Here is an 11877-nt window from a genome sequence, read left to right as displayed (position 1 = left end):
ATGGGGTCGACTATTCGTAAAAACAGCTTTCATCTTTTAATTGACGCCGTAGGTGTCACACTTACCTGAAGAAAAGAAGAGCAAATGGATAATATTCGATGGTCAAGCAATCGCGAAGTAACCTACAAGAGCACATGAGGACGATATTTTTTGTTTGTTGTTTCTTCATTACGATTGGTACTTGCCCCCCGCTGTATGGTCAAGCTTCGCTGCCGCCCGATTCGTCGCTTTGGGCGCTGCAGTTGCAGGATGTAATTGTGACGGCGCAGTACGCGCCTACCGACAGCCGCAACGCCGTGCACGATGTCATCACCATACGGGAGGAAGTGATTGAGCAGCGGGGCGCTACCAATCTGGAACAGCTGCTGCAGCAGGAAGCCAACATCCGCATCCGGCAGGATATGGTACTGGGCAGCAGTATGAGCCTGCTGGGCATCGACGGGCAGAATGTTAAAATCATGGTGGACGGCGTTCCCGTGATCGGCCGACAGGATGGCAATATCGACCTGAGTCAGCTCAACCTCAACAACATCGAGCGGGTGGAGATCGTAGAAGGCCCGATGTCGGTCAGCTACGGCACGGATGCCCTGGGCGGCGTCATCAACCTGATCACCAAAAAATCGCAGCTCGACCGCTACGACCTGAATCTGACGAGTCAGGTGGAAGCCCGGGGCGAGAACCGCTACGCTGCTGCCTTCGGTGCCCGCCTGACCGATGATATCACCCTGCGCCTCAACGGCGGCTACGATGTGTTCGGCGGCTTTAGTGAAAACGACAGCCTGCGCTCCGTGCTCTGGAACCCCAGGGAGCAGTGGTTTGCCGATGCCTACCTCGGCTACCGGCTGGACGACAAGCGCAAGCTGTTTTACACCGGCAGCTTCTTCGATGAGGAAGTGCAGAACTTGGGCAACATCCGCCGCCCACAGTTCAAGCCCTACGCTTTTGACGACTTTTACCTGACCCGGCGCATCAACCACAGCCTGGCCTACGAAGGGCAAGTCGGGAAAAACTACTACCTGCAAGCCACCACCGGCTACAACCAATTCCGCCGCTACAAGCGCACCCTGCGCACTAATTTTGAGGAAAACGAGCAGCTTGAAGTACCCGGCATGCAGGACACCGCCCGCTTCTCCGGTGCCATGCTGCGCGCCACCTTCGCCAGTCAGTACGCCGACAGCCCACTGAATTTTCAGGTAGGCGTGGACCTGCGGTACGATGACGCGACGGGCCAACGCATACAAGACAGCCTGAGCAGCCGGGAAGGCTTTTCGCAAATTGGCGACTACGCGGCATTCGGCAGCCTGCGCTATCAGCCATGGGAAGCGCTGACCGCAGAAGCCGGGCTGCGCTACGCTTACAATACCCGCTACGAAGCCCCGCTCGTGCCTTCCTTCCACCTGAAGTACCGGCTGAATGAGCAGTGGGCCCTACGCGGCTCCTACAGCCAAGGCTTCCGCAGCCCGGACTTGAAGGAGTTGTTTTTCGAATTTATCGATATCAACCACTTCATCCTCGGCAACCCCAATCTGCGGGCGGAGCGCTCGGACAATCTGCAGTTGGGCCTATTCTACGAGCAGCGCGGGGACGAATGGCGCCTCAAGGGCAAAATCAAAGGCTTCTACAACGACATCCGCGACAAGATTGAGCTGTTTGAGTACATCGAGACCGACGAAGGCATCGCCCCGGCTATTGACACCTCCACCCTGCGCTTTGCCTATTTCAATCAGGCGGTGTACAAAACACAGGGCATCAACTTTTCCCTCAGCTACAGCACGCCCCGGCTGGAACTGTCTGCCAATGCCTCCACTATCGGCTACTACAACCCGGCGAGCGAGGACTTGCCGGAGCTGGATGCGTTCACCTACGCTATGGAGTACAGCGGCAGCGCCACCTACCGCTGGCTGAAGGCCGGTTTGAGCGCTTCTCTTTTCGTGCGCGTCAATGACCGGCAGGTCAATTTCTTCCCCACCACGGATGCGGAGGGCAACACCATTGCCGGGCAGCGCATACAAGATGGCTTTACGATGGCAGACTTTACCCTCACCAAATCCTTCTGGAAAGAGCGCATCGACCTGACGCTGGGTGCCCGCAACCTACTCGATGTACGGCGGGCCAACATACAGGGCGCAGCGAGCGGCGGGGCGCACAGCGGTGGCACCGGCAGCGCGCCGGTGAGCCCGGGCCGGAATGTGTTTGTGCGGATGATGGTGGATTTGGGGTGGTAGTGTAAAACAAACAGAAAACAGTATGAAATGTAAAACCGAGGTGCTGCTAATGAACGGCAGCATGAGCGTCGGGCAATGTACCGGCTGTAAACGGGTGGGCGTCCACTTCAACAACCTGCTGGCGGGCTTCAGCCAAGCCGAATTCAAGCGCTGGGCGGAATGGCTGCTGCATATTGAGTTTGCGCCCAACTCCAGCTTGTTTCACGACGGACAGTTCCGCATCATCCTGGATACGGGCAAGGCTAACTTACAATTTACATTTACGGAAAGTGAGTTTAATGTTTTTCGGGATGGGATTGCGGAGGCGCTGTTGCAGATGCGTGTGCGGGAGTTGATGGCGGGAGAGTGATAGACTCTGCCTATGAGAGAGTAGGGGAATGAACAATTGGTGCTTGTTAAAAAATATTCATAAATATTTGGAATTCTGCGGGGGGGGGGGGCTATTTTTGTAAGCGTAACTCAAAAATATCAATAGATAGCTCTGTAAAACAGCGCTTCTCTTCAGTCAAAGTGAAAGAAATGTATTCGTGTTGTTGTACCAGTTGCGCTATCTGCCATAATCGCTCTTTTTTTATCACTAACTGACCTTTCGCACGCGAAATATTTGGAAAATTGATTAATAATGTCAGGGCAGTTATCTTGCAGCTCAAAGGAGCGAAAGATGAAAGACCCAAAGTTACTAGACTTGTATTCGGACTACCTGCTGGCATCGTTTCGCATGGCGACAGCCACCGGCTTGTCCGAGCTGACCGATCAGGCACTGAGCCATGACAAGATCAGCCGTTTTTTAGGGCAGGAAGCCTTCACGGCAAAGGACTATTGGCGTTGCATAAAGCCTTTGGTACGTAAAGTGGAGCACCCGGACGCGGTCATCAAGATAGATGACACGATCGAGGAGAAGCCGCACTCTACGGAGAATGAAGTGGTCACTTGGCACTGGGACCACTCCAAGAAGCCGAAAGCGGGGCACACCAAAGGGATCAACATCCTGAATTTCCTTTACCAGAGCCCACAGGGCATAGAGCTGCCTGTTGCTTTTGAGATCGTGCGCAAGTCGCAAGAATACGTGGATACCAAAAGCGGGCAGGTAAAGAAGCGCAGCCCCCGCAGCAAGAACGAGATGCTGCGCGACCAGCTTTTTGCACTTGTCAAATACAACCGCGTGCCCTTCCGCTATGTGGTCTGGGACACTTGGTTTGCTGCCAAGGAGAACTTTGAGTTCGTGCACTATGAGCTGGGCAAGCATTTTATCAGTGCCTTAAAGAGCAACCGCAAGGCTGCCCTTACCATGGAAGACAAACTGGAAGGCAAGTTCCACCGAGTCGACGGGCTAGAACTGCAAGCAGGCCAGGCCATTACTGTTTACCTTAAAGGGCTGGACTTCCAAGTCCAGCTGGTCAAACAGGTCTTTATAAACCAAGACGGCTCAACTGGAGACTTGTACCTGGTCACCAACGATCTGGAGCTAAGCGGCCCAGCTATCTGCACAACCTACGGGACACGCTGGGGAGTGGAGGTATTCCACAAATCGCTCAAACAAAACGTGGGGCTGGAAAAGTCCCCCACCAAGCACGAGACATCCCAGTGCAACCATGTTTTTGCTGCCATGATTGCCTGGACTAAACTCGAACTGCTGTCTGCAAAAGAGCAGACCAACCACTTTGCCCTAAAAACCAAAATTTATGTCAATGCCCTCAGGGCGGCTTTTCAAGAGGTGCAAAGGCTCAAAGCCTATGTCCCTGCAATTGGGCCGCCAAACGGGCTAGCCACCCCTCTTTTGGGGTAAGGCTTTGATTAACTTGTTCATGCGAGTGCTTTTTCAGTGCCATGCACTGAGTGGGATTGCTGTGCCAAGCACCCTGAATACTGCTAATTTTTTCAATTATCATAACCTTTCGCGTGCGAAAGGTCAGTCACTAAATATTTTCCAAATGAAAAATTTACTTTTCACGGCGTTTTTAAGTGCTATCGTGCTTCAGGCCTTTGCCCAGCAACATGATTTTAGCTGCCCGATGGATGGTCCTGGTAATGCGGCAATCCTGAACCAGCTAAATAACGTGCAATTTTTCTCAAAAACGACTTGCTCCACACCTTTGTATTTAAATTGTAATTTCGTATTCTTAACGCGTGATGATGGAACGGGTACTTTTCCTCCTAATGATCCATTCACGATAAGCATCATTGATGAAATTGTCAAGAGGATGAATGACCGGTGGGAACGCGTAGAAGATACAGACAACTGCTCTCCGGGAGAAAGCTATCCCTATGACTCAAACATAAGAGTCAATGTAAACACCCACTATATTGCAAATACAGATGCATGGGACTATTATGCACGGGCTCAGCAAATGACGGATTACTCATTTGCTGATTTTTGCCCAGCGGATATAGACAATAACAACAACAGTACTTGGCCAGAGCTTAAAAAGGTTATCGATGAATTTAATATGCAATATCCCGATGCAATCAATTTTTTCTTTGTTGAAAATGGCGGGCACTTAGCTTATTTAGAAGATGCGGTAAACAACAACGAGACAATAGCCGCTCCCTGGAATGACAATATTCCAATATTTAGTGGATGCTCAAGGCTGGCGGCACCTTATGACTCTGATCAGGACCAATTTATAATTATGGCGAATTTTTATACTGAGTACTACGCAAGGGTCAATTTTGGTGGTATCTATTCTCCAGAGTATAGTAATATCCCCAATGAGACAATTGCTCAATGGCATTTGGACGGAGTTCCTATCACCGCTAATCACGAACTAGGGCATTCCATCATGAATCAATTTCATACACAGGGTTGCGATAATTTGATGAGTACAAATTTCTCCATGTCAAAAAAGTACCTTACGCCAGCGCAGTTGAATAGGATGCACAGAACGTTGATGACTACTAACCATCATGATTATGTATCCTGTGAAGACCTCACAGCAAGCACTTGTAATATAGTAGTCACTGGAAATACTACTTTTGACAGCCCTATCAGTATTTATGGAGACATAATTGTGTCTAGTGATGCTACGCTTACGATTACCTCAGAGGTATACTTGTCAAAAGAATCCACTATTGATTTAGAAAAAAACGCTAAGCTAATTGTTGATGGAGGGTTGCTGACCAATGGTTGCGATGATACCTGGCAAGGAATCCGGGTAACGGGTGGCAATACAGACTTTGATGTTTCCATAAAGAATGGTTCAGTTGTTGAAAATACAAGTAGTGCAGCAGTTTCAATGTTCCCTCCATTGCCATGGCCTGATATGGCTCAGCATGGTAACGGTATTCTACAAGCAGAGAACAGCACCTTTAATAATACTCGCCGGATAGTAGAGTTCATCGCCTTTCAGCCGTCTGCCAATGGCAGCTACATCAGGAACTGCGTACAAAACGGGGGGAAATGGAGTGTCACAAATTGGAATTGTCAGTTTGTCGAGGTGAGTGGTAACGTCTTTAATGATATTACCATGAACTGCATTGTGACAGAATCAGGTTCTTTTCTTATTGAGGGCAACGAATTTCACAGCGGAGAAAATGATATTTTATTTGCAAACGTATCAGCAGGTATAGGCTCCGTGATAAGGGACAACCTGTTTTATGGCGCAGAGACCGGAGTACGGGCGCTGGGAACCACAATTGATGAAAACAGTATCCTGAATAACAATTTTGCTACGGGGCTCTACGACGCCTGGATGGAAGGGGATAACTTTTATGAAATCCATAACAACGATTTTGCTGCGGCTTTTGGCTCCGTAAGCCTCAATAGCGGCAATTCTGTCAATCGTGTTTTCCGAAATAAATTTGATGGTAACTTTGTGGGGCTTTACAGTGCAGAAGATTCTGAAGGCATAGGGTTTCATGAAAATTGCTTTGATACTTACTTTGCTGACACATATCTGGATGGGGCAACAATATCATTTTTAGGCGCAGGATTTAGTCAACCAGCAAATAACTGTTTTACGCACTTAGGCAACCCTAGCAGCAGCACGTATGACATCACTGGCAACCCTGATCCTTTTGTATATGTTGAGCCGGCTGATAACGTAATTGATTGCAAAGATGCTGTTAAAGCTCACCCCAATGTGTCGATTATTGAGTTGGGGAACCCCACAGATGCTTGTGCCATTGCCGGATCAGATTTAGTTACCCCTCCGGAAGAGGAAGAGACGCTTTGCAGCCCACAGAGAACGATGGCTGCAACACAGGAAGCTATTTCTTTTTTGAATACGGAGATTAGTCTTTTGCTGCCCAATGACGAGCAGCGCAAGGACTATGAAAGATGCCTGAAGCGTGCTAAACGTCAATTGTTTGAGTTGTACGTCATAAATGAAGATTATTCTGATGCCCGTTCTCTGTTTTCTGGAGAAGAGGCTGATGAAGAAGCAACAATTATTTTCAGCTCTTATATCTTCGAAGATGATCTGGAAGCCGCAGAGGCGTTTTTAACTAATATTAACCCCACCGAAGAGCCACTTGCCGACTTCATAAAAGTACAACTCCTAAACTTAGATAGGCTATCAGAAGGGCCAAGTTTTCAAGCCACTGTTTCCGAACTTGACAGCCTTGAATTTATTGCTCATAAAGAGCATCGCTATGCCGGGTATGCAAAATCATTGTACTATGCCCTAACCGGTGATGTCCTTACAGAGGATTTACCCCTGCGCAATCACAGTGAGTTCAGATTGGGACTAGAGGGGAGAGCTACTCCTGCGACCACTGAAGATGAACTATCTGTTTTTCCTAACCCATTCAGTGGTCAGCTGAATATTAGGATGGGTGCTTACCCTGAAGCACAGCTTAATGTTACAGACCTTCTTGGCAAGAATGTGCACAACAGCCGAATACAAGAAGCCAATGTCACTATTCCGACAAATGACTGGGCGGAAGGCTTGTATATCGTCACGATAAGCAAGAATAAAGAAATACTGCACCGCCGCAAAGTGATGCTTGCTAAGTAAATTGTAAACCACAAACGTGCAGCTCCGACTCTGGAGCTGCACGTATATAACTTTGTAATATGCGTTTCTTTATCATTCTATTGTCAATTTTCACTTTTAGCATAGTGGCTGCACAATCCGTGGACACCTACAGTCAACTGCATAGCTTTGAAAGCGGTATAACAGACGAATATATTGACCTTAAATATGTTGATAGTAGCATTGTGCTTCTTTCGGGAAATTTCTGTGATTACGATACTGTGTTTAGGTCATGCTCTTACGTGTCTTCCTTTTTGCCTTCAGGGCAACATATTCAATCTCGTCTATATCCATCATTATTTCCTGAAGGAAGCAACAGGCTTGCAAGTATGGGTGATACTATCATACTCATTGGGCATCCGCATGGTCTTTTTCAAGGGCGTCCAACAAGAATACACTTAATTGATTCCCACTTCCAAGATATACAGACATATGATGTCCTAAGTCCGTCTAATAACGAAACTGTGATTTGTAATGGCATGATATGCAATAACAATACAGTATACTTATACGGCAATACAGTTTCAGATGGAAGATCTCAAGTGCTCATACAAAGCGTTGATAAAAGTCATTTGACAACAAATTGGGATCGAAAATACAGAAGAGGAGTTACCAGTAATAATTGCGATGACTTGCAATTCACATCAGATGGAAACTTAGTTTATTTAAATAGCTATTTTGACAATCAAGGCGCTGGGGGAGAATATGGCTCTCAAATTGTAAAACTGCTACCAAACGGAGAGAAGCTTGATTCGTTTGAATTTGAAGGTCCAGTCGGCAAACCCACAAGCATGCACGTTTCTGAAAGTGGTAGTTATTACTATTTCTCTGTAGTCAATCCAGAGGACATCTGGGCTTCAGACAACGGCTGGATCAACAAATTGAACCCTGAAATGGAAGAAGTGGAATGGCGTACCCCCTTGCCGTCAGAACCGTTTTCTAACAATTGGAAGTACAATGTACTGGACTTTATAGAGGCTGCTAATGGTGATATTATTTTTTGTGGCGAGGCAACCGGCGGTGGCTGGCATCCGGACGATAGCCACAACGGCTTCATTGCCCGTATCAGCCCCGGTGGGGAATTAAAATGGACCAAGATATACCGACACCCCAATGTAGATGCACTACCAGTTGATGAATTTGGTCTTTACCGGCAGGGGAAGCTAAACAAAGTCATAGAGACCCCTACCGGTCAAATCATTGCCTGCGGACACGCCAGGTATTCCCCTTTCCAACTTAGTGCCATACAGGACTTGGAGCTGTCATCCAGGCTTTGGCTGCTTGCAGTAGATGCGAATGGTTGCTTAGCTAGTGAGGAATGCCAGGATGTTATCGTATTGGACGGTGCCAACACGGCTTTACCTGTATTTGATATCGGCACCCGCTGGACCTACGAAGTAGAGACTGCTTCTGGAGGCCCGGCGAAGAGCGTCAGCTTCGAAACTTATGAAATTGTGGATACCGCAACAGTAGGCGGGCAGACTGCTTTTGCAGTAGAAGAAGGCTCAACGGGCAATCTTCAGTACCTGCGGCAGGAGGGCAGCTTAGTCTACCTCTGGGACGCTGATCTGGAAATGTACCAATTGAATTATGATTTTTCGGTCAATAGTCAGTATGGTACGCAATGGACTGGTCAGTGCAGCAGCGGAGGGGGAATTGCGATGATAGAAGTGGATAGCGTCACGCAGGAAACCGTAATGGGGGATACGCTGCCGGTACAACATTTACGCATAGAAAATAATGGCACGATTGAAGGAGACCTGCTTACCAACGTATACGCTGGTATAGGGCAGCAATCGGGTGGGCTACGTCTGCCCCTGGGCTATGGATTGTGCGACCCGGTCCGGGAAGTCACTCAGCTTCGCTGCTTTGAAAATGACAGCTTGCAATATAACTTTGTTGGCTACTCTTGCGATAGTACTTTTGTCATCACTTCCACCTCAGAAGTCACGCAGGGCGCGATCAACATCTTTCCCAACCCATCCTCCGGTCTTATTAATATTGAAGGGGCTCCGCCTTCTGCACCCTACGAGCTGTACGCAGTCGATGGGCGGCTCGTACAAAGCGGAGTCATCAGCGGCAGTCAGCTATTTATAGAGCGTCCCGGTATCTACTGGCTCAAAGTAAGCACTGGTAAACACTGGAAAATTGTAAAGGTAGCTGTATTGTAACCGGTCGCTTGGCAAATCAAAGCTGCCGGAGCGTGAATTTGGAGAGCAGGCGTTTTAACCCCTTTACTTTTTCCCACAGCAATGCTTATACTTTCGCCCACTTTGGCAGGGGCATGGCTCATTGCGCCCTATCTTAGTTTTGCTTTTTGAGGGGGATTGCACCGGGGGAGACAAAGGTTTATCTGCCGGCTCTTTTTCAGGAACCATGCCACCGGACTGCATTAGGATTTCCATCATTTTTCGAGTGTATGGATCCTGAGCCATTTTTTCCAGCTCCATTTTGTCTTTCTGGCTGGGCTGCCGGAATTTTTTACGCTCATAATACGAGCCATCATAAGCCTCGGAGATATTTTTTGGCAATGGATTGAGGTCGGCCTCATCGCGAGGTGTATCGAATAACTCGATAATTTCCGCCCATTTGCCAACCACATCTTTCGATACGGCCCCTTCCTGATAGAGCGGTTCTATGACTGGCAACAGTTCTTTCAGGCTGAGTTCGCCGGCCGATGCTGTCATCCAGGCTATGAGGTCAGAATCAATGAGGGCTTTGTCGTCTATGTTAAGCTTGTAGTGCTCGAAGATGCTTCCGAACCAAGCGCTCACTTCCGCCAAGCGCTCCATATTGTGCCAGGCTATTTGAGCGACGGTAGCGCTCACCATCATTTTAGAGTAGGGGGAAACATATCTTTCCTGCATAAATTGCTGCAATCGGGGCAGCTGGCCAGAGGCGATGCGGAAAAGGCAAGGGAAAATGAAGGACTCTGCTTCTTCTCCAAACCAAAAATCCAGGAAATCTTCCTCCTGGCGCAAAACATCAAGCACGACCGGCAGGCAGTCTTCGTCGCCATATATCCCCAGGAAATGAAAGGCGTGGGGCATGAAACTGACTTGATCCTCTTGCCATACCTCCCATTTTCTGCTTTGCCGCTCAAAATACTTGTATCGCCGCAGGCCGTCTTCCAAAACCCATTTCAGATCCTGGACTAGTGTAGTTTTCGGCAGTGCAGCTATGGCGCTTATGTTTGCCTTGGGCAATGCTTCCAGATCATAGCGGTAGAAAGCCTCTATTTCAGGGTGGTTAAAAACCGGGGCTTCCTTTACCTGAGGATAAGGGGCAGTAGCGCGGGTTTTCGCTTTTCGCTTGTTGCGCTGCGCCTCCTTCATCCGCTGCATATTCACCATCACCTTTTTGCCCAAAATGTACTCGGTAACACCTTCGGTGATGGGATGCTCAGGGTCTATTTCCAAAAGGATGCCATGCCGCTCTTCCGCGCCTTCAATATCTCCTTCCTCAAGCAACAATAGGACAGCAGATTGGTAATAATTCATCACTTCGCTAACATGGAAAACTTTGCGTTCAGGGTACAGATCCTGAAGCAGCAAACGCTCACCCATCAAATGCCGTGCGGCAGCCGTGTCCTTTTTTTCCTGTACCAGCAGGTTTGATTCATTGGTAATCCCAAAAAGGTAGTTGGGGTGGTTTTTGCGAAGCTCACGGAGCAGGCGCCCGGCTTTACGCCGCTTGCCACGCATCATATACAGCGTGTAGAGATGATTCTGGGCCCGCGGTAAATGCGGGCACCTCCTTACGAGTTCTTCCAACGGCTTGATTGCATTTCGGTTGCCTGCTAAGACCTCCGGATAGAGGGCATTCATCAATTCTGCCTCTTCTTCAGTGACACTAGCATCTTCCATGGCATCGTGCTCCACGGCATAAGGGATGAGGGGGTGGTCGTAGGTGAAGCGGGTCTTGTATCCTGGCATAGCGTATGAGTTATATATTCGGGTGCAAAGTTACAAAACGAGTACGGATTAGCAGATCATAGCTCTCTCTTTTGACTTCCTATGGATTTCAGCAACAACGCGCAAACCCTAATGTCCTACCAGAAAAGATTGTAAAGTCATAGCCATGCGAATCAAGACTCCAAATTTGCATATTTTTTGCTAAATTTGTATTGCACTGCATTTTTATAAAGTTTTCTGCAAATTTGGAGTTTTGGACACACTGATTCCCAGGCGGCTGACGTCTCATTTGACTGCAATGAGTAAGATGTTCCCCGTGGTCAGCCTTACAGGGCCAAGGCAGGCCGGTAAAACTACCTTGCTGAAGGCTTTATATCCTAACTCTTAAATCAAAACCGTGGGGCCATCTTTGAAAACTTCGTCATTGCCGATGCACACAAATCATTTCTGCACCAAGGCCATACGCCCAATTTTTATTACTACCGTGACAATGATCAGCGTGAAGTGGATTTGCTCTACGAGCGGAGCGACGAAGCTCGTTTGTACGAAATTAAGGCAGCTACCCGCTTCCGTCCGGAAATGACTAAACCCCTGGAAAAGGTAGCCAGCTATTGGGATCGGCCAACCAGGACTACTCTGATTTATCAAGGCGAAGAGGAACGGCTGGCAGGTAAAACGATGCTGCGCAATTGGCAAGATTTAAAATGGCGGCGAAAGGGCTAGTGACGTAAGAAAATATCCGGTGGCCAGTTTCTCTTGCGCGGT

Annotated in this window: 6 protein-coding genes and 1 pseudogene; 6 read left to right on the top strand and 1 reads right to left on the bottom strand. The window is 48.4% G+C overall.

Going from position 1 to position 11877, the window contains the following annotated elements:
• Window positions 1-134 precede the first annotated feature (134 nt).
• The 5 genes from IX84_RS17605 (at window position 135) to IX84_RS33410 (ending at window position 9369) form a co-directional block, all read left to right on the top strand.
• Window positions 135-2225, top strand: a complete 2091-nt coding sequence (locus tag IX84_RS17605; protein WP_160213819.1) for a TonB-dependent receptor plug domain-containing protein — start codon at window positions 135-137, stop codon at window positions 2223-2225.
• Between the two features lie 22 nt (window positions 2226-2247).
• Window positions 2248-2574 (top strand): DUF6686 family protein, encoded by a 327-nt coding sequence (locus IX84_RS17600; protein WP_044223642.1) that lies wholly within the window; start codon window positions 2248-2250, stop codon window positions 2572-2574.
• A gap of 312 nt (window positions 2575-2886) precedes the next feature.
• The gene (locus tag IX84_RS17595) at window positions 2887-4011 is read left to right on the top strand and encodes an IS701 family transposase (protein ID WP_044215897.1); all 1125 of its coding nucleotides are present in this window, start codon (window positions 2887-2889) and stop codon (window positions 4009-4011) included.
• 145 nt (window positions 4012-4156) lie between these two features.
• The gene (locus IX84_RS17590; protein WP_160213817.1) at window positions 4157-7180 is read left to right on the top strand and encodes a T9SS type A sorting domain-containing protein; all 3024 of its coding nucleotides are present in this window, start codon (window positions 4157-4159) and stop codon (window positions 7178-7180) included.
• A gap of 809 nt (window positions 7181-7989) precedes the next feature.
• A complete protein-coding gene (locus tag IX84_RS33410) occupies window positions 7990-9369 on the top strand; it encodes a T9SS type A sorting domain-containing protein (RefSeq protein WP_044223640.1) in 1380 nt (459 codons plus the stop codon).
• Between the two features lie 63 nt (window positions 9370-9432).
• On the opposite strand, the gene IX84_RS17580 is transcribed toward IX84_RS33410, so the two are convergent.
• Entirely contained in the window at window positions 9433-11133 is a 1701-nt protein-coding gene (locus IX84_RS17580; RefSeq protein ID WP_044223639.1) for an SEC-C metal-binding domain-containing protein, read from the bottom strand.
• A 378-nt stretch (window positions 11134-11511) separates the two neighbouring features.
• Here IX84_RS17580 and IX84_RS34640 point away from each other — a divergent pair.
• Window positions 11512-11835: pseudogene (locus IX84_RS34640) on the top strand (DUF4143 domain-containing protein); the annotation flags it as partial.
• Window positions 11836-11877: the final 42 nt, after the last annotated feature.

Origin of the sequence: Phaeodactylibacter xiamenensis, from assembly GCF_000759025.1 — a bacterium.
Classification (GTDB): Bacteria; Bacteroidota; Bacteroidia; order Chitinophagales; family Saprospiraceae; genus Phaeodactylibacter; species Phaeodactylibacter xiamenensis.
This window is presented reverse-complemented; position numbering and strand designations above follow the sequence as displayed.